We start from the raw sequence: 22,873 nt of genomic DNA on the forward strand, positions 1-22,873 counted from the left end.
TACTAGAGGAGACCAGGTATGATGTTACAAAAAATAAAGGCTTTTGTGAAATTAGACGTAAAAACGAAGCTGATGTTTCTCGAGGCATTTCTGTTTTTAGGTTGGGGACGGATAATGAAGTTACTTCCTTTTTCTAAAATTGCTCCGACTTTAGGGTTACCTATGGAAGAAACAAATCGTGATTATAATGAACAAGAAAAAAGGGTACTTGCTTCTGTTTCTCAATCCATACACATCATGAGTAAATACACATTATGGGAGAGCCAATGTTTAGTTAAAGCAATTGCGGGAATGAAGATGCTTGAAAGACGAGGAATTGAGAGTACTATTTATTTAGGGACAGCGAAGGATGAGAGGGGATTATTAATTGCTCATGCTTGGTTAAGAAGTGGTCCATTTTATATTTCTGGAGCCGAAGAGATGGAGAGGTTTACTGTCGTTAGTAAATTTGCCAAAAGAATAAGTGCCCGTCAGATCAAAGGAGAACATTATGGATAATATTCAGGCTCTCAATATACAAGACATCCCGAAGGAATTATCGGTCATGTTACAAATGCTTAGCCATCAACAACATTCATTAGATGAACACAAATTAGAAAAAATCGATTGGGACTTATTCGTGGAGTTAGCTTTGCATCACCGTTTATATCCTGTATTATATCCGGAGTTAAAGAAAGTAAGTAATTATGTTCCTGCAAATGTCCTACAACTGATTCATGGGTACTATAAAAGAAATACATTTCAAATGTTGCATCTCAGTGCAGAAATGGAACAAGTGAATGAACTATTTATTATTAAAGGTATTCCTCTTCTTTTCCTAAAAGGACCTGTTTTGTCTCATTCTCTTTATGGAAATCTCTCTTTACGAACATCAAGTGATTTGGACTTCCTCATTCCTATTGAACGTTTACAAGAGAGTGAGCAATTACTAGTTGAGCTTGGTTACGAGAAAGATGATTATATTGAGACGGTTTTAGAAGATTGGCGTTGGCGACACCACCATGTCACGTATTTCCACCCTCAAAAAGGAATTAAGCTAGAAATTCATTGGCGACTTCATCCCGGACCAGGAAAAGAACCGACCTTTCAAGAATTATGGAACCGTAAGCAAACAAGTAAGTACTCACACCATCCGATCTACATGCTTGGCTATGAGGATCTGTTTATTTTTCTCGTCTTACATGGAGCTAGACATGGTTGGTCGAGATTACGGTGGCTCGTGGATATTCATCAGATCTTACAAAAAGACATTGATTGGAAAGTATTGCACCACTTAATGAAAAGATATAAGGCTAAGCCTATCTGTGGGCAAGCTGTTATCTTATCGTCTCAATTTTTTCAAACAAATGTTCCAAAAGAGCTTAAGCCTTTAATCAATCAACCGTCAACTAGATTAGCTCAGGAAGCCATCTTTTATTTAGAGAGAATGGTTAACCTTCATACAGACCCTGTCCCTGAAGAGGTGTCAAACTACCATAAACGTCATTTATTCTCTTTAATGTCTAATCAGCAGAAAATCCTATTTATCTTAAGTTTTTTATACCCATACCCAGAAGATGCTGAAACATTACCATTACCGAAGCCACTTCACTTCTTGTATTTCCCTTTGCGACCCTTTTTGTGGGCTTGGAGAAAAACAAGAAAGCATGCGATTTCGTAGGGGGACTTATCTTGAAACATATTTTCTACTTTTTAAAGAAAATTCATGGTTATGCAGGCAAAGCACTCTATATTAATCTAATGGCGATGCTTTTTATTAGTTTGCTAGACGGAATTGGGATCCTGTTGTTAATTCCACTGATTAGTATGAGTGGCATAGTTGAGTTCGATACTACAGGTATACCATTACTAGGAGCATTTCAGTTTTTTGAAAATATTCCTAGCAACATTGGGTTACCTATTATTTTAGGCATTTTTGTACTGATTGTTATTGGTCAAAACCTCCTGCAAAAACAAATTACAATTAAAGGGACGATTATACAGCATGGTTTTTTTAGGTACCTCCGTGTAAAAACCTATGATTCTATCCTTCATGCGAATTGGAGCTTTTTCGTTAAAAATCGTAAATCGGATTTAATCAATTTATTAACGGCGGAAATTGCCCGGGCAAGTGCTGGGACACATTCATTTTTGCAATTTTTATCATCTCTTATTTTTACGTTTATCCAAATTGGGATTGCCTTTTGGCTTTCACCAACCATTACTACGTTCGTGTTGGTTTGCGGGGCTGTACTTGTCTTTTTAAATCGAAAGTTCCTAAAACGGTCCCTCGAACTTGGCAGTAGGAATTATACGTTAGGAAAACAATACTTAGGTGGTATTACGGATCAAATTAATGGGATTAAAGATATTAAGAGTAATACGTTAGAAGAATCGCGGATGAATTGGTATCGTATGGTTACTAAAAGTATGGAGCAGGAGCAAATTGAATATACCCGATTAAAGACTACATCGCAGTTATATTATAAAATCGCATCTGCTGTTCTTATCGCAACGTTTATCTATTTTTCGGTTAACTTATTTAATGCTCAAATCGCACAGCTCATGTTGATTATCATCATCTTCTCGCGTTTATGGCCACGTGTTGCTGGAATTCAAGGTTCACTTGAGCAAATTGCAACTACTATCCCTGCTTTGCAAGCTGTGATCGCTATGCAAGAAGAGTGTGAAAAAGCTAGGGAATTTACGTTAGCTGAGAATGCGAAAGTATTACCGTTACAGGTACATCAGGCTATCGAATGTTCTAATGTAGCTTTTCGCTATAACACCAAAGAATCAAAGTATGCATTAAACAATATTAATGTTCGTATACCAGCTAACCAAATGACGGCAGTAGTTGGGCCATCTGGTGCTGGTAAGAGTACATTGATTGATTTGTTAATGGGACTTAATCAACCTGGAAAAGGTCAAATATTAATTGATGGGTTTCCGTTATCTGATTCAAATTTAATTTCATTACGAAAAGCTATTAGCTACGTTCCACAGGATCCATTCTTATTCAATGAATCCATCCGAGAGAACTTGCAATTGGTCGTACCAGATGCAACGGAAGCGGAAATGTGGGAAGCACTTGAATTTTCATCGGCTGCCGAATTCGTGAGAAAGCTTCCAAACGGCCTGGACACTCTTATTGGTGATCGTGGTATTCGCCTATCTGGTGGAGAACGTCAACGTTTAGTGCTGGCAAGAGCGATTTTACGAAAACCTTCAATCCTGGTACTTGACGAAGCGACAAGTGCACTTGATACTGAAAACGAGTCAAAAATTCAAGAAGCCATTGACCGTTTAAAGGGACGTATGACCATTATCGTCATTGCGCATCGCTTATCGACGATCCGAAATGCTGATCAGGTAATTGTTCTAGATGAAGGTGAGATTATTCAACAAGGTGGCTTTAGCCAACTTGCTGGAGAGAAAAAAAGTATGTTTAGTAAACTCTTAAATAAACAAATGGAAGTTTTACAATCACAGACACCTACTTAATTTGGCAGGTGTCTTCTTCTATTTTTCTTTTATGGTACGCAACTTTATGAAGAAATTTAATTTTCATCTCGTAATCTCGGCAATCTTTGTAAAGTGTTAGGTTGTACCCATACAAACAACGATGGTAGGTTTTCTTGACTTTTACTTGCACCTTGTTGAAGAATATGAGCATTTGTATGACCTCCTCTATAATTAGTATTACTGTCAAGAGAGAAGTATTCAATTCGTTGTTTGGTTCCACAATGCCGCACATGAAAGTAGGTAATTCCGTGTATTTGTTTTTTATTCGTCTTTTCTTTTTTACCATGCCATTGCTGTATATTTGTTTAATCTGGCTACAATCGAGTCGTTTAAATCCGAGCCAATTAGAAGTAATCGCCCCTAGTATAAACTTCAATTTACTCTTGGCTGTTGGCATCATACTTGAACTCGGGCATTTAATTTTATTTGGTATGCTCTACCTCTTTATAATCTTTGCATTGCTAACTTTCGGTCCATTAACTCGAACAAAAGAGTTTATTGCTTTGGCCATATCTCTTTCGTACAGCGTCATTGATGAAGTCCACCAGTACTTTGTCCCGTTTCGTTCTTTTGGGTTTGATGATATTTTAAAAAACATGTTTGGCGTTTTCGTTTTATGGGTAATAGTTAGAAAGAGCTATCGTAATGGTAGTTCCAGATTTGGTGGATTTTTAAGAAGGTTATCCAATCTACCTGCAAAGGGTCGAAGGGAAAAAAGCATGGAAGAAAGGTTCTGACTCATTGTTAGTGCGTAATGATTCAAAATAAAAAGTGATAAATGATGGTTGGTTACATCATTTATCACTTATAAATCATCGTATACGAGATACTGTGGTACAACAAGGCGTTTAATGGTCATATATGAGAAACTCTTGCCTTGTACTCACTCAATTGATCGAGAAATGGGTGTCTTTTTTTCAAGACAAACATTTTCGAATCTTCGGTGCGCTTTTGACTCGTTACTAAGAACCTCCTAATTTCTTTTTTACTTAATCCCAATTCCAGTGCTTCCTTCATTAAGTCTACCCATTCTAGGTCCAACTTCTCTTTAACACTGTTATCCATACGTTATTTGCCTCCTAAAATACTAATTTTTATAGCATTTCAGGCAGTCCAGCCATCATCATTGAAAATAATAGTATCAACCTTAGACCTGTGACTTTGCGTCCCCACTTTTCAATAGGTTTGCCCTTTTCTGATTATATTTTCGGGAATGTTTCACTATTTTTTATAGTTTTTGAGATTATCTATGACTTATGTATGATCTGATTTTTAGTATAAACGATCAATAAAAATTCCTTTGTAGAATGATGTCGATTCCATTTTGTCCAAATTCAAACAAAAAACTAGTTTGTTCTTAAGTTTAGTAGTACTAAATACTCACATTAACAATATGAATATAGTGAAAATAGATTGAATTAGGATTTAAGTCCTTTATTTGTAACTATTTTACAACCGTATTTTATAGTATTTCTTGTTAAAATGGCAAAAAAAATGTCGAAAATTTCCAAAAGTTTTTTTCTGAAAAATTGGAAAAAAGTTATTGTTTCTAGTGTGTTTTTTAGTGTGACCATTGGAATGTTAAGTAATGGACAAGGCCTAATGAATATATAAGGAAAGACCTCATTGTAAAGAAACTATAACTTATTTTAATTGTACAGACACGACCGAGCCCATCCCTACATAGACATAAGATATCAAAACTTATGGGGGTGAGGAAGTGTCATTATTTGCAGCCATCACCTATTTCTTTAAGGAAGTCATTGTTTTTGTATCGTACGTAAAAAACAATGCCTTCCCGCAACCGCTTTCGAAAGCAGAGGAGCAAAAGTACTTACAGCTCATGGAGCAAGGAGACGAAGAAGCTCGAAATCGCCTCATTGAACATAATTTACGATTAGTTGCCCATATCGTTAAAAAGTTTGAAAATACACGTGAGGATACCGAAGACTTGATCTCGATAGGTACGATTGGGTTAATTAAGGCGATTGAGAGCTATTCGCAAGGTAAAGGAACGAAATTAGCGACATATGCAGCAAGGTGTATTGAAAATGAAATCCTCATGCACCTTCGTGCGTTAAAGAAAGTAAAAAAGGATGTTTCTCTCCATGATCCAATTGGAACGGATAAGGAAGGAAACGAAATTACGTTAATTGATGTCCTCCAGGAAGAAACCGACGACATCGTTGACACGATCCAACTGAAAATGGAAAAGAAACAAATTTACGATTACATCCACGTTCTAGATGAACGTGAAAAAGAAGTCATTGTCGGGCGGTTCGGCTTAGACTTAATGAAGGAAAGAACACAGCGTGAAATTGCAAAAGAATTAAATATTTCGCGAAGCTATGTTTCTCGGATTGAGAAACGAGCTTTAATGAAATTGTTCCATGAGTTTTACCGGAGAAATAACGGGCAGGTATAGAATGAGAAAGGAAGTATGAGAATAGTGACTTCTCATACTTCCTTTTAGTTGAATTCCATATTGTTTTTCACATGCATTCCAAAAGTATATCGAAATGCTAGTTTCCATATAAATATAAGATAGGCAGCGTGAGAATAGTCGTTCTCGCGCTGTCTTTTGACGTTTAATCAATCGGTTTCGCATAAATAATATAACGGTCCGGTGCACTGCCTACATAAGAAAATGGATAACACGTCGTGACAACTAGTACTTCATCCGGTGCTGTTGAGCCTATAATCGTTCGATCATCAGCATCCACGATTTTCGTACCTTCAATCTCATACGCAAACTCCCCATAAGGAAGTTTAATAATAAATTGATCCCCAATTTCAAGATCGCCCATTCTACGAAACACGGTATCTCGGTGACCGGATAAGACAATTTGATCGTTTTGCGTTGGCCAAGCTGTTCCTTTGTAGTGACCGACACCTTTTTCTAATTCATCTTCATCTGTTCCTTCAACGATTGGAAGTTCTGCATGAATGGCAGGTATCGATAATATTCCAACGGTTTCTCCCACTTCAGGATTAAAGTCGTCGATGGTAGGTCGAACGTTATCCGCTGTTTCTGACGTTTTGAGAAGTTCATAAGCAGACGTAAGACTGGCTTTTTGAGCTGATTGTGTTTGCCAATATTGATATCCACCGAACAGAAGTAATCCTAGTCCAGCTATGATAAATATGTATGAGAATACTTTCATAAATCTCTTCCTTCTGACTAATAGTTTAAGTACTTCTATTTTATACTGTGTCGACCGAATTTCGCTATAAAAACTTGTCCCTTAAATCCAAAATATAGTAAACTAATGAAAACGATTACAAATTTTTCTAGATTAATAGGATGGGTTGTTGATAATCAATGATCAATAAATTTATGTCTCCTGAAATTATTTTTGGTAAGGGTGCGTTGGAGCATGTGGGGGAAAGTTTTTTACGGTTGGGTGCAAGGAAAATATTGATTGTCAGTGATACCGGTGTTTGTCGTGCGGGTTGGGTGGATCTGGTGATGGAGAATTGTTTGAATGCTGGATTGGAGTATTCGACTTTTTTTAATTTAACGACGAATCCGAAAGATTTTGAAGTGACGTACGGGGCTCAAGTGTTTGCAGAGACGGAATGTGATGCGGTGCTTGGCATTGGCGGTGGCAGCGTCTTAGATGTCGCAAAGGCAATAGCAATTGTCGCGACAAATGGTGGAAAGATCAATGATTATGAAGGGGTAGACAAGCTGTTGGCACCGTTACCGCCAACAATAATGGCGTCGACAACGGCTGGTTCAGGCTCTGAAGTTTCCCAATTTTCTGTCATCGTAGACTCCGAGAAGAAAAAGAAGATGACGATTATTTCAAAATCGCTTATTCCTGATATCTCGATCACCGACCCACTGACTTTAGCGACGAAGGATGCGAGTTTAACGGCAGCGACGGGTCTAGATGTGTTAACTCATGCGATTGAAGCGTATGTAAGTATTGCGGCTACACCGCTTACAGATGTCCAAGCCAAGAATGCCATTCAGCTAGTCAGTAAATATTTACGGCCGTCTGTAGCGACCAAGTCGAATGAAGAAGCGAAACATGCGATGGCGATGGCGAGTCTTCAAGCGGGCTTAGCATTTTCAAATGCGATATTAGGAGCCGTTCATGCGATTTCTCATGCGGTTGGTGGGCGGTATGAATTATCCCACGGGGAAGTGAATTCAATACTATTACCTCATGTTATGGACTTTAATTTGTTAGCAAAACCTGAAAGGTATGTTGAGATTGCTGAATTACTAGGCGTGGATACGAGAGGACTTCAGCCGATGGAAGCAGGAAAAAGAGGAATTGAGGTCATTCGCCAACTAACTAAGGAAGTTGGGGCCCCCCAGCATTTTCCGAATTAGGCTTACATTCACCAGATGAAGAAAGTATGAACGAAATGGCAACGATGGCACTTGAAGATGCATGCATGATTACGAATCCTCGTGATGTAACGACAAAAGATATAAAGGACATTTTTTCACGAGCGATGTAGGGGAGATGACCAATGCCGATCAATGAAAAACAGATGATGATTGAGAGATTAACAGGGGTTAAATCGTCCAAAAGAAATTACTATACAGAGCTGAAAAAAATGGTTGAGCAGCTCGAAAAGAAGAACATGAAACTAGAAATTATTAATGAAGTGACGAAAAGCTTTACGATTGACATGACGATGGATGAACTTCTGAAAAATATCATGGAAAAACTTGAAAAGCTTTATACGTTTGATCGTATTAGTCTCACGATTTACGAGGGTCAACAGTTAATCTTAACGAATGTGTATCCGCAAGATTCATTTTTCTTAAAGGTAGGGGAAGTCCTGCCAAATAAAAATTCATTGTATTATCAAGTCATCCATGAAAAGAAGGTTCTTATGAATGATGTGAATGGAACGTATGGACAATTATCTGACGTCGAGAAAAATACAATGAAGCTTTTAGGAATAGAAACCGTTGTTTGCTTACCTCTTTTTCGGAAAAAACAAGTGATTGGTGTGCTCAGTCTTGGCAGTAAGACGAGAATTGATTACCCGAATGATGACTTTTCGTTTCTTGAACAACTAGCCGATCAAATGGCGGTTTGTATGGAAAACTCATCGTTATATAATGCCGTATTAAACGGAAAAAAAGAATGGGAAGAAACGTTTCGCGCGGTTCAAGATTTAATTTTATTTGTTGGTTTAGATTACCGGATTATTCGCTTTAATGATTCGGTCAAAGCGTTTTTTCAATTAGAAGATGATCACTTGTATGGAAGAAAAACTTATGAAGTCATTCATTATCAAGATCCGATTGACTGTCCAGTCAGTGAAAGCTACCGGACGCAGAAAACTGCTTTTCGTCAGTCGCGATTAGATCATAATCGAATTTGTGATATTTATACATATCCGGTTTTTAATGAAAACCAAGAAATGTACGGTGTCATTATTTACTTGAAAGATGTAACAAAAAAATTATATACCGAAGCGCAATTGATGCATTCGGGTAAACTGGCTGCCATTGGGGAAATGGCGGCTGGAGTAGCACATGAATTGAATAGTCCGTTAACCGCGGTTATCGGGAATAGTCAATTACTTTTACGTGATTTTGATGAGCAGGATCCGGCCTACAATTTATTGAAGGATATTCATAATTGCGGGGTGCGAAGTAAAAATATCATCCGTAATCTATTAACGTTTTCCCGCCAAGATGAATATGAATTTGAGCCGTGTCAAATCAAAAAAGCCGTTGAAGAGGTATTGAGCTTAATTCGTTATCAGGTTGAACGACAATGCGTATCGTTACGTGTCGACCTTGACCCGTCGCTTCCGATGATCGAAGGTAATTTACAACAGCTCGAACAAATCGTTATTAATTTTATTTTAAATGCAAGAGATGCTTTAGAAGAAACTGAGCAACTAGAAAAAGAGATTGTAATTCAAACAGGGATGAAACAGATCAAAAATGAAACGTTTGTTTATTTGTCGGTACAAGACAATGGAGTGGGCATTAGTGAAGAAGAAATTAACGAAATTTTCCGTCCGTTTTACACGACGAAAGATGCGTTGAATGGAACAGGTTTAGGTTTGTCTGTTAGTTTAGGCATTGCCAAAGAACATGGCGGCGGCATTGAAGTAAACAGTGAAAAAGGAAAGGGAAGTACATTTATTTTATTAGTGCCCCTGAAAAAAGAAGGCCATTAAAGATCCTTAAGGATTAGATGAGGAATTTGAAAAGCTCTTCAACTCCCTAAAGGAAGGAGTGTTTAAATGACAAAACTGCTCGTGGTTGATGATGAATACGAAATTGGAAATTTCTTAAGCTACTTGTTTACGAAAAAAGGCTATGAAGTAAGTGTGGCACGGACTTATCAGGAAGTCGTTAATCACTTAAGTCAAACAAGTTTTCACCTAGCAATGGTCGATTTAAAAATGCCGGATACGAACGGTTTACAAGTGTTACAAATGATTAAGGAAAAAACGCCTTCATGTAAGGTCATTATCATGACGGGTTATAGTACGGTTAAGACGGCTGTTGATGCGATTAAAAACGGTGCGAATGATTATATTGAAAAGCCGTTTGATGATATTGATGAACTTGAAAAACATGTGGACAATTTGCTTCACGTTCCTGGTGCTTTTTTAGATGAAGAAATTCAGAAAGTGGCTCAACAAATTGGGATGATCACAGGAAACAGTACTGAGATGAAAACAATGCTTAAGATGGCCTATAAGTTTGCGAGTAAAAATATAAATATTTTACTAGAAGGAGAGACGGGTACAGGTAAGGAAGTGCTGGCTCGGTTTATTCATGAAGCAAGTCATCGGGTACAAAACCCGTTTATCGGTTTGAACTGTGGGGCTTTAACGGAAACGTTGTTAGAAAGTGAATTATTTGGACATGAAAAAGGGGCGTTCACAGGAGCGGGACAGCAACGAAAAGGGCTGTTTGAAATGGCCAGTCATGGTACGCTCTTTTTAGATGAAATAGCAGAAGCCTCGCCAGCCATTCAAGTGAAGCTTCTCCGAGTGTTAGAAACGAGAGAGTTTATGCGAGTTGGCAGTGAGCATACGTTAAAAACAAATGCGAGAATTGTGGCAGCGTCGCATGTAAATTTACACGAAGCGGTACGTAATCGTTCATTTCGTGAGGATTTACTCTACCGGCTCGATGTCGTGAAATTACAAATTCCGCCTTTACGAGAGCGTAAAGAAGACCTTTCTCTGCTGATTCAGAAGTTACTAGAAAACCAGCCAGCGATTGAATTCTCACACGAATCTCTAGCGATGATGAAAGACTATCATTGGCCGGGAAATATTCGTGAATTGTCGAATGTCGTGACACGAGCTGTAGCGTTAGCAGAAGGTGAAACAACTATCATTACGCCAGATTACTTGCCAGTAACGATCCGTGAACGTAAAAAAGTAATCCCCATTCAACGCAAGGAAGTGGAACTAGCTGCCGATTCTGTTGTTAAAGATTTCTCAAAGTCTGAGTTGGAACACTTTTTAGAACAGTGGAATGGTGAGATGCTCGATTTGTTAGAGGAACAAGGCGACCTAGAGCAAGTGAAGGAAAACATTAAAAAATTAGAGGAAGTTGTCGAAAAAGCATTTGTCTATAAAGCCCTTCGCGACACATTGGGGAACCGAAAAGAAGCGTCAAAAAAACTAAATACGACCGTTAGAAAACTTCGTTACATATTAAACGAAAAAGGGCACGGTATCCGCTAAATTCAGCAGCACAAGAAAAATCGCATTGGGTCCAAGATCCAATGCGATTTTTTTAGTTAAGAGTTTATATAACTCTATCTTTTTCTGATCAGTATTGCCCCTATTAGTGCAATTTCTTACGCATCATAAGCTTCTAACATATTGACAGCGTGAGCCAGTGCTGATCCGGCTTTAAGTGCAGTTGCGACCATAACAGCCTCGGCGAGTTCATTGAGTGACGCACCTGCTTTTTTTGCTGCCTTTGTATGAAGGTCGATACAATACGGGCAGCCTGTCGTATGGGCGCAAGCGACAGCGATTATTTCTTTTTCTTTGCTTGATAATGCTCCGTCTTTCAGTGCTTTCTGATCAAAGTCAATAAAAGCAGCAAACGAGTCACCTGTTAGCTTCGAGAATTCCATAATTCGCCCAAAATATTGTTGCTTGTATAACACTTCTGTATCTTCTGTATACGAGTTCAGTGCATTGACACCGTGAGCGAGGGCGGACCCGGCTTTAAGAGCGGTTGCGACCATAATCGATTCGCTTAATTCCTCAAGCGTCACTTCTTCTTTTTTACTGTTAGACACATGAAGGTCAATGCAATACGGGCAACCGGTAATATGAGCGATGGCGACCGCAATAAGTTCTTTTTGTTTTGTCGTTAATTCACCGCTACCTAAAGCTTGCTGATCAAAGTTTAGAAACGCCTTAAACGAATCCGGTACATATTGGTTTAATTCACCTAATCGATTAAACGTCGATTTTTTATATAAACTATCTTTATCTGACAATACAATCACTCCCTAAAAATGATCTATGTTTTTAAAAGAATCCTAGCGCGTCTTCACTGTAACTGACGAGCATGTTTTTCGTCTGCTGGTAATGGCTGAGCATCATCTTATGATTTTCGCGGCCGATACCCGATTTCTTATAGCCGCCGAATGCTGCATGAGCAGGATACGCATGGTAACAATTCGTCCAGACACGACCCGCTTCTATGTTACGGCCAAAACGGTACGCTGTATTGATGTTACGAGACCATACACCAGCCCCTAATCCGTATAACGTGTCATTGGCAATGGCAAGCGCTTCTTCTGCGTCACTAAACGTCGTTACCGCTACAACAGGTCCGAAAATCTCCTCTTGGAAGATACGCATGCTGTTGTCTCCCTTAAACACAGTCGGTTTCACGTAATAACCGTCTTTCAATTCATTGCCTAACTCATTGCGCTCTCCGCCAATTAAGCATTGGGCACCTTCTTGTTTTCCAATTTCTAAGTAAGAAAGAATTTTCTCTAGCTGTTCTTGAGATGCTTGAGCACCCATCATCGTTTCTGTATCTAGCGGGTTTCCTGTTTTAATCGCCTCGACACGTTGAAGTACTCGCTCCATAAACGGCTCATAAATCGACTCATGTACAAGGGCACGAGACGGGCATGTACACACTTCGCCTTGGTTTAAGGCAAACATGACAAATCCTTCAATTGCTTTGTCAAAAAAGGCATCGTCTTTTTCCATAATGTCTGGGAAGAAGATATTCGGCGACTTTCCGCCAAGCTCAAGCGTAACAGGAATGATATTTTCAGATGCATATTGCATGATGAGGCGACCCGTTGTTGTTTCTCCAGTAAATGCAATTTTTGCGATACGATCACTAGAAGCGAGCGGCTTACCTGCTTCAACACCGAAGCCGTTGACGATGTTGACAACGCCTTTAGGAAGTAAGTCTTCAATTAGTTCCATAAGAACTAAAATGGATGCAGGCGTTTGTTCTGCTGGCTTAAGAACGACGCAGTTTCCAGCAGCAAGTGCAGGAGCAAGCTTCCATACGGCCATTAAGATTGGGAAGTTCCACGGAATGATTTGGCCAACTACCCCTAATGGCTCATGAAAATGATAAGCCACCGTGTTGCTGTCAATTTGCGAGATACTTCCTTCTTGACTGCGAACGACACCAGCAAAATAGCGGAAGTGGTCAATCGCAAGCGGAATATCCGCATTTAATGTTTCGCGAACCGCTTTTCCGTTTTCCCACGTTTCAGCCACCGCAAGCATTTCTAAGTTTTCTTCCATGCGATCGGCAATTTTATTTAAAATAATGGCGCGTTCAGCAGGTGATGTCATTCCCCAGCTTGTCTTTGCTGCGTGTGCGGCATCAAGAGCCATCTCAATATCTTCAGCAGATGAGCGTGCGACTTCACAAAAGACTTGGCCCGTTACCGGTGTTTTATTTTCAAAATACTCACCGTTCACTGGGGCTGTCCATTCGCCGTTAATGTAATTTTCGTATCGTTTTTTAAATGTAACTTTTGCATTTACTTCTCCTGGGTTTGCATAAATCATGTCCATTACCTCCATCTATCTATATGAAATAAAGGATGGGAATAGACCCATCCCGATTTGTGGTTGTGATTTGTGAACTATTTTACGAAATGAATATCTTAACCTTTATGTGTTTTGTGTACCATATACCTTCAAAAAGGAGGACAAAAAGTTCCTTTAGTAAGAAGCGCGGATAATCTCTTGAAGCTCATCCATCGTCGCTTTACGAGGGTTTGTTAATGCGCAAGCGTCTCGCATAGCATTTTCAGCAAGGACTGGAATGTCTTCTTCTTTGGCACCTAATTCTTTAAAGCCGGTTGGAATTCCAACGTCTTTTGTCAGTGTTTCAATGGCTGTGATTGCTTTTTCAGCAGCTTCTCTTGTAGATAAACCGCTTACATTTTCACCTAAAGCAACGGCAATATCGACAAAGCGTTCAGGTTTTGCAATTAAGTTAAATCGCTCAACGTGAGGTAAAAGGATCGCATTACACACACCATGAGGTAAGTTATAAATCCCGCCAAATTGGTGAGCAATTGCGTGAACGTATCCTAAGGAAGCATTGTTAAACGCCATTCCTGCTAAAAACTGTGCATAGGACATTTGGTTTCTTGCTTCGATATCTTCACCATTTGCAACAGCTGCACGAAGGTTTTTACTAATAATTTTCATTGCTTGTAATGCGCAAGCATCTGTAATTGGTGTTGCATTCGTTGATACGTAAGCTTCAACAGCATGAGTGAGTGCATCCACTCCTGTAGCCGCAGTTAATCCTTTAGGCTTCTTCACTGTTAAAATCGGATCGTTAATCGAAACTGTAGGCGTTGTATGTTTGTCGACAATCGCCATTTTCACTTTTCTTTCTGTGTCTGTAATAATACAAAAGCGTGTCATTTCACTTGCTGTACCTGAAGTCGTATTAATAGCAACAAGTGGAGGCATCGGTGAAGAAGATTGATCAACTCCTTCATAATCGTGGATCTTACCACCGTTCGCTGCGACAAGACCGATTCCTTTTGCGCAGTCATGCGAACTTCCGCCGCCTAATGAAATGATTGCATCGCATCCTTGTTGTTGGTAAACAGCTAATCCATCATGGACATTTGTATCGGTTGGGTTTGGTTCAGCACCAGGGAAAATTTCGACTTCAACACCAGCTTCACGAATGAGCGCAGCAACTTCGTCAGCTACACCCATTTGGTTTAAACCTTCATCGGTAACGATTAATGCTTTTTTGCATCCTAAAGATTTAACTCGTGGTCCAGCTTCTTTCACTGCTCCTACACCCATTAAATTGACGTTTGGAATATAAAATCCATATACTTGTTCGTTTGCCATTGTAAAACTCCCCCTTAAAATTGAATTCACAACTTATAATGCAAACACTGTGCCAAAAGTTTGAATATTTTAAATATTAAATAAAAAACAGGGTTATAGGGAAATAGCTAAGGAGGCGAAACCTTATTGGATCAACACTTAAAATCGATTAGAAAAAATTTAGGGGAAATGAATGGAAGGGGCTTTTTTTGCAAAAAATGAAAATGCTAAACAATTTGTGGAAACTGAATCGTTGCCGATTTTTCGGCCGAATTGGACGAACGATTGTCCAATGAGCCAAACGTAATAATTAATAAGGTCTCATCAAGTGAAGGCTAACGTCAAAGCGTAAGTGAAAAAACAAAAAAAGCAATGGAGCTTGTCCATCGCTTTTTCATTCAACTATAAATATACAATTAGTTTACAGCGTCTTTTAATTGCTTACCAGGTTTGAACGCTGGGTTTTTAGTAGCTGGGATTTCAATCTCTTCACCAGTTTGCGGGTTGCGTCCTTTACGAGCAGAACGTTCACGTACTTCAAAGCTTCCAAATCCAACTAATTGAACTTTTCCACCATCTTTTAAAGCGTCAGTAATGCTTTCAAATACAGCGTCTACTGCTTTCGCTGCATCTTTTTTAGAAATCTCTGCTTGTTCAGCAACTGAATTAATTAAATCTGTCTTGTTCATGGAAAAACTCCCTTTCATTACTATAAATAATTGCCTGCATCTCAAATTTAATCGTGAAACCCTAGTAGTGTCAAGACTTTAGAGAGAATTTCATGAAAAAATGCCATTTTTTTCTCGTTTTTTTGATAAATTTCTATACTTTTCGTATCTTAAAGGTACCAATCATTAGAAATGCTAGAATTAAAGTAATGAACATAAATTGATAATCAGGGATGATATCGATCAGTAAAAAACTCAATGTTAATAAGAGTCCGGCTACTGTAATCGGTAATCCAACAAAAAAGCCGTGCGTATCCGTGACGTTAAATCGTGCGAGTCGAATGGCGCCGCAAGCGATAAAAATAATGGCGAAAAATGCGCCTGGCATTCCAAATGTAAATAAAACACCTTGGTATAATAATATAGCAGGGGCTACACCAAATGAAATGATATCACTGAGGGAGTCGAGTTGTTTTCCAAGTTCCGATGTAGTATTTGTTTTACGAGCGACCATACCGTCAAGACGATCAAATACGGCAGCGATGGTAATTAATAGTAAACTCGTCCGTAATTCGCCTTGTAGTACTAATAAAATCGCCATGGCACCAAACCCTAAATTAATCAATGTAATGAGATTTGCCGCTTGACTTTTTATTTTTTTAACGGTTTGATCTAAGTGTTGTAATAAAAACATAACTTCACTCCTTAAGTTTATGTAAAAAATTGGAGTAGATATTGAATTGTCTTAAAATTTTATGATATCATAAAGGGCTGTTGGCTACTAGAGAAAAAAGTATTGTCTATTCGGAGGTATTTTGTGAAAAAGCAATTATATCGTGCATTTGTTGAATTATCTGGAAATCGTGTTAACTCTCATTTGTTACGTACATTTACGACTTCCCGCTTAAGTAAAGGCATCAATCGTTCCTTTACAAAAACTTATAAATTAAATACAGAAGAAATGGAAAAACCATTACATGAATATAAAAGTTTACATGAATTATTTACGAGGCGTTTAAAAGAAGGCACTCGACCGATCGATGCCGATGAACATGCTCTCGTTAGCCCGGTTGATGGGGTGCTTGCCCACGTTGGCCCTCTAAATGAACAGTCTGCGTTTCGTGTTAAAGGACAAGATTATACACTTGATGAAATGCTCGGCAGTAAAGTAAAGAGTCAACTGTATTGTGGAGGTACTTTTGTTATTCTTTATTTAAGTCCAAGTCATTATCACCGTATTCATAGTCCAATTTCTGGTCGTGTCCTTGAACGCTGGTATCTCGGAAAAAAATCGTATCCTGTAAATCAGCAAGGTCTGGAATATGGAAAGCGTCCATTATCGAAAAATTATCGTCACATCACTGAAATTGACGTCAATAAAAAACACATGGCTATCGTTAAAGTCGGTGCATTAAATGTGAATAGTATTGAGATAACCCATCATGATGAAGAGGTGACTAAAGGTGCTGAGATTGGTTACTTTACGTTTGGTTCAACGGTCATTCTTTTATTTGAAAAAGGGTTAGTCGATTTAGATCCTCAGTTGCAATGTCCTGCTGATGTAAAAGTAGGAATGAGAATTGGTACGATCCATCCTTCAAAGGATGAAGAGCAGTGAAGCTCCTTTCGTTATTGGCGCAGCGTATAGTGAATGAAGTTACGAAAGTCATTGACGAAGAAGTAATCGTTATCAACAAAGAAGGCATCATTATAGCCGCCAGTGATAGTCATCGCGTGGGTCATCTTCATGAAGGGGCACTGCGCGTTTTTCGTTCAAAGCAAAAGATGGAAATTACCGATGCGGATGTTCATTCGTTAGAAGGTGTGAAAGCAGGATTAAACTTACCGATCTTTTTTCAACATGACGTCATAGGTGTGATTGGGATTACTGGTGATCCGCAAACGGTGTCTCCCTTTGGTGAACTCATTCAACGGATGACCGAATTAATTATTCAAGAAGCCCATTCGGCTGAAAAGTTGAATTCTGAAATCCGTGGAATCGAAACATTTGTATATGAATGGATCCACAATCGCGAGTTTGACGAAGATTTTCATGAACGAGGTGAGTTGTTAGGGCTCGACATGGACCTATCGCGAATGTGTGTCTTGATTAACTTAAAAAGTATGAACAACGCTGATTTACATTTAGTTGAAAAAGAGACGGAAGAACGACTGCGACTTCTGTTTTCCGACCCAGCAATTCATACGATCGTCCGAGCTGGGCAGGGGCGTGTTCTACTTTTAAAAGGACTTAAACATCAAAAAGATGAAATAAATTTCCTTAAACAGCTAAAAACGATGCGGAAACAATTAGAGCAACTCACGCAAACGACTATTTTTGTTGGAGTTGGTACGAGACAAAGCCCAGATCTCGTTTTAAAATCTTATAGTGAAGCAAAGAAAGCCTTGCAGACGGCGTCAGATGCCGATCCAGTCGTTTTATATGAGCAATTGACATTAGAAGGCGTCCTTGCTGAAATAAGCGTAGACATGAAGCTAGAAGTCGCTGAGAAGGTTTTAGGGAATATGACAGAAGACCCCGAATTGATGGACACATTAGAAACCTACTTTTATTATCATATGTCATTAAAAGACACGGCAGAACACCTACATATTCATATTAACACGCTGCATTATCGGCTAAAGCGGATCCATGAGCGCTTAGGCGGGAATTTAAAAGACCCGAAGTTTTTAGCAACTTGTTACATTGCCTATATATTTTGGAAAGAAACTAGAGAAACCTACAATAATACTTGAATAATCCTTGTCTAACTTTGTGTTTTTACACATAGCCCGACGAGGATTATTTTTTTATAATTAGAGATATGAAAATTGATCAGATGACCTGATTAAGTGTTGGGTTGAGAAAAGATAGGGTGAATTTCTCCATCGTACACTTCTATCTGTTTTATCTAGTATACAGGAGGATTATTATGCTGCGAGCTGAAGTGAAAGAAAAGTTAATCCAAATTGTTGGACCTAAAAATCTATTAGACTCACAAGAAAGTTTACTTGTGTATTCATATGATGCGACACCCAATTATCAAGCGATGCCGGATGCGGTTATTAAGCCGAGAAATACGCAGGAGATTCAAGAAATTGTAAAGGTTTGTAATGAATTTAAAGTTCCAATCGTTCCACGTGGTTCGGGTACGAATCTTTGTGCAGGCACCTGTCCATTAGAGGGCGGTATTGTGATGTTATTTACGCATATGAACAAGATCTTAGAAATTGACGAAGAAAACTTAACAGTGACGGTTCAACCAGGTGTGATTACGTTAGATATGATTAACGCAGTAGAAGAAAAAGGTCTTTTTTATCCGCCAGATCCAAGTTCAATGAAAATATCAACGATCGGTGGCAATATCAATGAAAATTCAGGCGGACTTCGTGGATTAAAGTACGGGGTAACTCGTGATTACGTGATCGCATTAGAAGTCGTGCTGCCGAATGGCGATGTCATCCGTACAGGCGGGAAACTCGCTAAAGATGTGGCTGGTTATGATTTTACGAGATTAATGGTTGGAGCGGAAGGAACACTCGGAGTCATTACTGAAGCGACGTTGAAACTTATTCCAATCCCTGAAACGAAAAAGACGATGCTCGCTCTTTTTGACTCTTTAGAAGCATCTGGAGCAGCTGTGTCCTCAATTATCGCCAATAAAATTATTCCAGCAACACTTGAGTTTATGGATCAAAGTACTTTAGAAGTGGTTGAAGACTTTGCGAAAATTGGATTACCAACAGATGTTGGTGCTGTTCTTTTAATTGAACAAGATGGGCCTCGTGAAGTGGTAGAACGTGATATTGAAAAGATTGCAGAAATCTGCCGTGAACAGCAGGCGAAATCTGTTCAAATTGCTCAAACAGCAGAAGAAGGGTTAGCACTAGCGACGGCTAGACGTGCGGCACTTTCAGCATTGGCACGTAAAAAACCAACAACAATCTTAGAAGATGCAACTGTTCCTCGTTCGAAAATTGCTGAGATGGTTAAAGCGATCGATGAAATTGCGGAAAAGCATCAAGTTGAAATCTGTACATTCGGCCATGCTGGTGATGGGAACTTACATCCGACTTGTATGACAGATGCGCGTAATCAAGAAGAAATTGAACGTGTAGAAGAAGCGTTTGCTGATATATTTGCAAAAGCGATTGAGTTAGGCGGCACGATTACGGGAGAGCATGGTGTAGGTGTTATGAAAGCCCCTTACCTTGCATGGAAGCTTGGAGAAGAGGGCGTAAATGCAATGAAAACATTGAAGTTCGCGTTCGATCCAAATAACATTATGAACCCTGGTAAAGTGTTTGCCAAAGAAACAAAGAAACGGGTGGTTGTACAACGATGAGTAAAGTAACAGAACAACAAAAAACTCAAACCGTGATTGAATTTCAGAAGCGTATGGATTATGACGAACTGTTAAACTGTATGCGCTGCGGTTTCTGTTTACCGACCTGTCCGACGTACGGAGACGACCAGAACGAAGCCGCTTCACCACGCGGGCGTATTGCCTTAATGAAAGCAGTCGTCGATGGTAAAATGGAACCGGATGAAGATTTTGAAAAACAACTAAACCTATGTTTAGGCTGCCGTGCCTGTGAAACAGCCTGTCCGTCAGGTGTAAAATACGGGCACTTACTAGAAGAAGCACGAGATATTTTAAATACAACGAAGAAACACAGCTTGCCTGTTCGTGTCATCCGTAAAACGGTGTTTGAACAACTATTCCCATATCGAAACCGCATGCGCTCTTTGAACAGCCTGATATGGTTCTATCAGAAGTCGGGTGTGCAAAAAGTCGTTCAGACAACGAATGTTCTAAAATTAATGCCAGGAAGCATGGCGACGATGGAAAAGGTACTGCCTCAAATTCCATCACCAAAAGCGATGAAAAACCGTCCGACCTATGTGGAAGCAGAAGGTGTTAAGAAGAAGCGAGTGGCCTTTTTCTCAGGTTGCTTAATGGATACGATGTTTATGGAAACCAATGATTCTACGCTATTTTTATTGAAAAAAGCTGGTTGTGAAGTCGTTATTCCAAATAACCAAGGATGCTGCGGTGCGTTACATGCTCATAGTGGTGAAAAAAATCAAGCAAAGGAAATGGCGAAGAAAAACATCGTCGCCTTCGAGAATGAGCAAATTGATTATATTATTTCAAATGCGGGCGGATGTGGAGCTCTTCTGGTAGAGTACGATCATCTTTTAAAGGATGAGCCAGAATGGGCAGAGCGAGCACAAGCCTTTGCTAAAAGTGTCAAAGACATCTCCGAGATCTTAGTTGAAGTGGGAATGCCAAAGATGAAGCTTCCTCAACAGATCGTCACGTATCAAGACTCTTGTCACTTACGTAACGTGATGAAAACCGCTTCTGCCCCGCGTAAGTTGTTACAAGCGATCGAAGGTGTTGAATTTAGAGAAATGAAGAATGCCGATCACTGTTGCGGGTCTGCAGGGATCTACAATATCATTCAACCTGAGATGGCGAATGAAATTTTAGATTATAAGATGGAACAAGCCAAAAACACCACAGCACAAACGATCGTTACGGCAAACCCGGGCTGTCTGTTACAAATGAAAGCCGGCGTTGAGCGTGAGAAGCTGACAAAAGAAGTTAGTGCCGTGCACATTGTCGATTTACTCGCTGATGCGGTAAGATATGCAGAACAGCACAAATAACTGAAAAGATTAATAATGTTTGTAGAAGCCCGGTTTTGCTCTTGTTGAGTAAAACCGGGCTTCTTTGTGTGCTGATGCTGGTGAGAGGGAAAGAGAGGCTGCAGCGGTAACCAAAGAGGAGGAGCAATGATGCCCGCCAGAGGGAAAAAGAGAAGGGAGCGGTAATCAAAGAGGAGCAATGATGCCCGCAAGAGGAAAACCGAGGATGGAGCGGTAATCAAAGAGGAGCAATAGTACCCGCAAGAAGGAAAAAGAGAATGTAGCGGTAATCAAAGAGGAGCAATGGTGCCCGCCAGAGGGAAAAAGAGAATGTAGCGGTAACCAAAGAGGAGCAATGGTGCCCGCAAGAAGGAAAAAGAGGATGTAGCGGTAATCAAAGAGGAGCAATGGTACCCGCAAGAGAAAAAAAGAGGCAGGAGCGGTAATCTAAGAGCAACAATGGTGCCCGCAAGAGGAAACCAGAGGAGAGAGTGGTAACCAAAGAGGAGCAATCTAACCGAGCTCCCCCTAGAAGCACACTCAAGCAATTAATCTCACTCCTCTCTACTCTCTCAAACAGGATTCTTTCTCTTCTCCAACAAAAAAGCTAAAGGAGAAAACTCCTTTAGCTTTTGGCACGACTCTTTTTCTTGTCTTTTTCCATCTTCGCTTTCAGATCATCTTGAATGCTGTGTTCCCACAGCGGGACACCGATGCGGTAAGCCGATCTAGACATCATTAGACCAGCGACCGGTGCTGTTAAGAAGACGAAGAGGATCGTTAGTAAGATTTTTGCAACAAACAGTTGTTCATAAAGAAGAAAGAACAAGAAGGTTGCTGTCATGATTAAAATAACGCCTAATGTAGCACTCTTTGTAGCCGCGTGTAAGCGTCCATACACATCAGGGAACCTTATCATGCCTACCGCGCCTAAAAGGCTGAGAAGGCCGCCTAATAGGACGAACAGGCTAATTATTATCTCGATCAAAGACAACACCCCTTTCTAAGAACTTAGCTAATGCAATGGAACCGACAAAAGCAAGAATACTAATGACTAGAATGATTTCTGCGTAGGCCGTTGTTTCTTGAATAATCATGAGGATTCCAACAAAGCCAATTAAATTAATACCAAATGTATCTAGTGCAACCACACGGTCAGACATAGTTGGTCCAATAATCGCTCGAATGAAGCAAACGAAAAGTGAAATGGACATGATGACTAGAACAATTTGCAACACAGTTTGCAGCATCAATGGGTCACCTCCATGATGGCTTTTTCAAACGTATTTTGAATTTGTTTGATCATCTCTTCTTTGTCAGGAACATGGATGGAATGGATATAGAGAATTTTATTATCATCCGAGAAATCCATCGATAATGTACCTGGTGTTAACGTAATGAGAGAAGCTAATAGTGTTAATTCCCAATCCGTTTTTAATTTAGTTGGGACCGCAATAATTCCAGGCTGTATATTCATTTTAGGACTTAATACGATCTTAATAACATCCCAGTTGGCTAGAATTAATTCTTTACTAAACAGTAAGATCAGCTTGATTATTGCAATCACACGTCTGAAGTAAAAATCGAATTTAAGAAAACGTCTGAGTACAAACAGGATAAACAAACCAACTACATAACCGATTAAAAAGTCGACCCAGGTGTAGCTATTTTGCAAGAAGACCCAAATGACAGCAATGACGAGATTTAATAAAATTTGAAAAGCCATAGC

21 protein-coding genes, 1 pseudogene and 1 riboswitch are annotated in these 22,873 nt (G+C 39.5%); of the genes and pseudogenes, 12 read left to right on the forward strand and 10 right to left on the reverse strand.

What is annotated here, in order from left to right:
- Positions 1-18: 18 nt before the first annotated feature.
- From N7Z68_RS10475 to N7Z68_RS10490, 4 genes are all read left to right on the forward strand, one after another.
- Positions 19-498 (forward strand): lasso peptide biosynthesis B2 protein, encoded by a 480-nt coding sequence (locus N7Z68_RS10475; protein ID WP_275118432.1) that lies wholly within the window; start codon positions 19-21, stop codon positions 496-498.
- Positions 491-1,660, forward strand: coding sequence for a nucleotidyltransferase domain-containing protein (locus N7Z68_RS10480; protein WP_275118433.1), 1,170 nt, complete (start codon positions 491-493; stop codon positions 1,658-1,660). Before N7Z68_RS10475 ends, N7Z68_RS10480 begins: the two co-directional genes overlap by 8 nt.
- Positions 1,661-1,671: 11 nt before the next feature.
- A complete protein-coding gene (locus tag N7Z68_RS10485; protein ID WP_275118434.1) occupies positions 1,672-3,483 on the forward strand; it encodes an ABC transporter ATP-binding protein in 1,812 nt (603 codons plus the stop codon).
- Positions 3,484-3,752: 269 nt separating this feature from the next.
- Positions 3,753-4,241, forward strand: coding sequence for a VanZ family protein (locus tag N7Z68_RS10490; RefSeq protein ID WP_275118435.1), 489 nt, complete (start codon positions 3,753-3,755; stop codon positions 4,239-4,241).
- 118 nt (positions 4,242-4,359) lie between these two features.
- On the opposite strand, the gene sinI is transcribed toward N7Z68_RS10490, so the two are convergent.
- On the reverse strand, positions 4,360-4,569 hold the full coding sequence (gene sinI / locus N7Z68_RS10495) for an anti-repressor SinI family protein (protein ID WP_275118436.1): 210 nt from the start codon (positions 4,567-4,569) through the stop codon (positions 4,360-4,362).
- Between the two features lie 39 nt (positions 4,570-4,608).
- A riboswitch (cyclic di-GMP riboswitch) is annotated at positions 4,609-4,704 on the reverse strand.
- A gap of 520 nt (positions 4,705-5,224) precedes the next feature.
- On the opposite strand from sinI, the gene sigK reads away from it, so the two are divergent.
- Entirely contained in the window at positions 5,225-5,929 is a 705-nt protein-coding gene (sigK, locus tag N7Z68_RS10500) for an RNA polymerase sporulation sigma factor SigK (protein ID WP_275118437.1), read from the forward strand.
- 163 nt (positions 5,930-6,092) lie between these two features.
- On the opposite strand, the gene srtD is transcribed toward sigK, so the two are convergent.
- On the reverse strand, positions 6,093-6,668 hold the full coding sequence (gene srtD / locus N7Z68_RS10505; protein ID WP_275118438.1) for a class D sortase, LPxTATN-specific: 576 nt from the start codon (positions 6,666-6,668) through the stop codon (positions 6,093-6,095).
- Positions 6,669-6,826: 158 nt separating this feature from the next.
- Between srtD and N7Z68_RS10510 the strand changes: the two are divergent.
- The 3 genes and pseudogenes from N7Z68_RS10510 to N7Z68_RS10520 all read left to right on the forward strand — a co-directional run bounded on the left by N7Z68_RS10510 (position 6,827) and on the right by N7Z68_RS10520 (position 11,199).
- Positions 6,827-7,980: pseudogene (locus N7Z68_RS10510) on the forward strand (iron-containing alcohol dehydrogenase).
- 12 nt (positions 7,981-7,992) lie between these two features.
- The gene (locus N7Z68_RS10515) at positions 7,993-9,669 is read left to right on the forward strand and encodes an ATP-binding protein (RefSeq protein WP_275118439.1); all 1,677 of its coding nucleotides are present in this window, start codon (positions 7,993-7,995) and stop codon (positions 9,667-9,669) included.
- Positions 9,670-9,735: 66 nt separating this feature from the next.
- The gene (locus N7Z68_RS10520) at positions 9,736-11,199 is read left to right on the forward strand and encodes a sigma-54-dependent transcriptional regulator (protein WP_275118440.1); all 1,464 of its coding nucleotides are present in this window, start codon (positions 9,736-9,738) and stop codon (positions 11,197-11,199) included.
- Between the two features lie 116 nt (positions 11,200-11,315).
- Here N7Z68_RS10520 and N7Z68_RS10525 read toward each other — a convergent pair whose 3' ends face one another.
- From N7Z68_RS10525 to pssA, 5 genes are all read right to left on the reverse strand, one after another.
- The gene (locus N7Z68_RS10525) at positions 11,316-11,972 is read right to left on the reverse strand and encodes a carboxymuconolactone decarboxylase family protein (protein WP_275118441.1); all 657 of its coding nucleotides are present in this window, start codon (positions 11,970-11,972) and stop codon (positions 11,316-11,318) included.
- Between the two features lie 31 nt (positions 11,973-12,003).
- On the reverse strand, positions 12,004-13,524 hold the full coding sequence (gene adh, locus N7Z68_RS10530) for an aldehyde dehydrogenase (RefSeq protein WP_275118442.1): 1,521 nt from the start codon (positions 13,522-13,524) through the stop codon (positions 12,004-12,006).
- Between the two features lie 156 nt (positions 13,525-13,680).
- Positions 13,681-14,841, reverse strand: coding sequence for an iron-containing alcohol dehydrogenase (locus N7Z68_RS10535; protein ID WP_275118443.1), 1,161 nt, complete (start codon positions 14,839-14,841; stop codon positions 13,681-13,683).
- A gap of 395 nt (positions 14,842-15,236) precedes the next feature.
- Positions 15,237-15,509 (reverse strand): non-specific DNA-binding protein Hbs, encoded by a 273-nt coding sequence (gene hbs, locus N7Z68_RS10540; protein ID WP_275118444.1) that lies wholly within the window; start codon positions 15,507-15,509, stop codon positions 15,237-15,239.
- A 133-nt stretch (positions 15,510-15,642) separates the two neighbouring features.
- Positions 15,643-16,182, reverse strand: coding sequence for a CDP-diacylglycerol--serine O-phosphatidyltransferase (pssA, locus tag N7Z68_RS10545; protein ID WP_275118445.1), 540 nt, complete (start codon positions 16,180-16,182; stop codon positions 15,643-15,645).
- Positions 16,183-16,305: 123 nt separating this feature from the next.
- Here pssA and N7Z68_RS10550 point away from each other — a divergent pair, with 123 nt between their 5' ends.
- The 4 genes from N7Z68_RS10550 to N7Z68_RS10565 all read left to right on the forward strand — a co-directional run bounded on the left by N7Z68_RS10550 (position 16,306) and on the right by N7Z68_RS10565 (position 21,165).
- Positions 16,306-17,106 carry a phosphatidylserine decarboxylase gene (locus N7Z68_RS10550; RefSeq protein ID WP_275118446.1) on the forward strand — a complete coding sequence of 267 codons (801 nt, stop codon included), beginning with the start codon at positions 16,306-16,308 and terminating at the stop codon, positions 17,104-17,106.
- Positions 17,103-18,245, forward strand: coding sequence for a CdaR family transcriptional regulator (locus tag N7Z68_RS10555; protein WP_275118447.1), 1,143 nt, complete (start codon positions 17,103-17,105; stop codon positions 18,243-18,245). Before N7Z68_RS10550 ends, N7Z68_RS10555 begins: the two co-directional genes overlap by 4 nt.
- 176 nt (positions 18,246-18,421) lie before the next feature.
- On the forward strand, positions 18,422-19,834 hold the full coding sequence (gene glcD, locus N7Z68_RS10560; protein WP_275118448.1) for a glycolate oxidase subunit GlcD: 1,413 nt from the start codon (positions 18,422-18,424) through the stop codon (positions 19,832-19,834).
- Positions 19,831-21,165 (forward strand): (Fe-S)-binding protein, encoded by a 1,335-nt coding sequence (locus N7Z68_RS10565; RefSeq protein WP_275118449.1) that lies wholly within the window; start codon positions 19,831-19,833, stop codon positions 21,163-21,165. Before glcD ends, N7Z68_RS10565 begins: the two co-directional genes overlap by 4 nt.
- A gap of 604 nt (positions 21,166-21,769) precedes the next feature.
- On the opposite strand, the gene mnhG is transcribed toward N7Z68_RS10565, so the two are convergent.
- The 3 genes from mnhG to N7Z68_RS10580 are packed head-to-tail and all read right to left on the reverse strand — an operon-like array spanning position 21,770 to position 22,870.
- On the reverse strand, positions 21,770-22,138 hold the full coding sequence (gene mnhG / locus N7Z68_RS10570) for a monovalent cation/H(+) antiporter subunit G (protein ID WP_275118450.1): 369 nt from the start codon (positions 22,136-22,138) through the stop codon (positions 21,770-21,772).
- Complete coding sequence (locus tag N7Z68_RS10575; RefSeq protein ID WP_275118586.1) at positions 22,113-22,394, reverse strand: Na(+)/H(+) antiporter subunit F1; 282 nt, start codon at positions 22,392-22,394, stop codon at positions 22,113-22,115. Before N7Z68_RS10575 ends, mnhG begins: the two co-directional genes overlap by 26 nt.
- A complete protein-coding gene (locus N7Z68_RS10580; protein WP_275118451.1) occupies positions 22,394-22,870 on the reverse strand; it encodes a Na+/H+ antiporter subunit E in 477 nt (158 codons plus the stop codon). The genes N7Z68_RS10575 and N7Z68_RS10580 overlap by 1 nt, the downstream gene beginning before the upstream one ends.
- Positions 22,871-22,873 lie beyond the last annotated feature (3 nt).

Origin of the sequence: Alkalihalobacterium chitinilyticum, assembly GCF_029028005.1 — a bacterium.
Classification (GTDB): Bacteria; Bacillota; Bacilli; order Bacillales; family Bacillaceae_F; genus Alkalihalobacterium; species Alkalihalobacterium chitinilyticum.

Bases quoted from the DNA above. Each gene is read 5' to 3' on its own strand.
- N7Z68_RS10565 (WP_275118449.1), top strand. From the start codon at position 19,831: ATGAGTAAAGTAACAGAACAACAAAAAACTCAAACCGTGATTGAATTT.
- N7Z68_RS10475 (WP_275118432.1), top strand. From the start codon at position 19: ATGATGTTACAAAAAATAAAGGCTTTTGTGAAATTAGACGTAAAAACG.
- N7Z68_RS10480 (WP_275118433.1), top strand. From the start codon at position 491: ATGGATAATATTCAGGCTCTCAATATACAAGACATCCCGAAGGAATTA.
- pssA (WP_275118445.1), bottom strand. From the start codon at position 16,182: ATGTTTTTATTACAACACTTAGATCAAACCGTTAAAAAAATAAAAAGT.
- glcD (WP_275118448.1), top strand. From the start codon at position 18,422: ATGCTGCGAGCTGAAGTGAAAGAAAAGTTAATCCAAATTGTTGGACCT.
- srtD (WP_275118438.1), bottom strand. From the start codon at position 6,668: ATGAAAGTATTCTCATACATATTTATCATAGCTGGACTAGGATTACTT.
- adh (WP_275118442.1), bottom strand. From the start codon at position 13,524: ATGATTTATGCAAACCCAGGAGAAGTAAATGCAAAAGTTACATTTAAA.
- N7Z68_RS10580 (WP_275118451.1), bottom strand. From the start codon at position 22,870: ATGGCTTTTCAAATTTTATTAAATCTCGTCATTGCTGTCATTTGGGTC.
- N7Z68_RS10520 (WP_275118440.1), top strand. From the start codon at position 9,736: ATGACAAAACTGCTCGTGGTTGATGATGAATACGAAATTGGAAATTTC.
- sinI (WP_275118436.1), bottom strand. From the start codon at position 4,569: ATGGATAACAGTGTTAAAGAGAAGTTGGACCTAGAATGGGTAGACTTA.
- hbs (WP_275118444.1), bottom strand. From the start codon at position 15,509: ATGAACAAGACAGATTTAATTAATTCAGTTGCTGAACAAGCAGAGATT.
- N7Z68_RS10575 (WP_275118586.1), bottom strand. From the start codon at position 22,394: ATGCTGCAAACTGTGTTGCAAATTGTTCTAGTCATCATGTCCATTTCA.
- N7Z68_RS10515 (WP_275118439.1), top strand. From the start codon at position 7,993: ATGCCGATCAATGAAAAACAGATGATGATTGAGAGATTAACAGGGGTT.
- N7Z68_RS10535 (WP_275118443.1), bottom strand. From the start codon at position 14,841: ATGGCAAACGAACAAGTATATGGATTTTATATTCCAAACGTCAATTTA.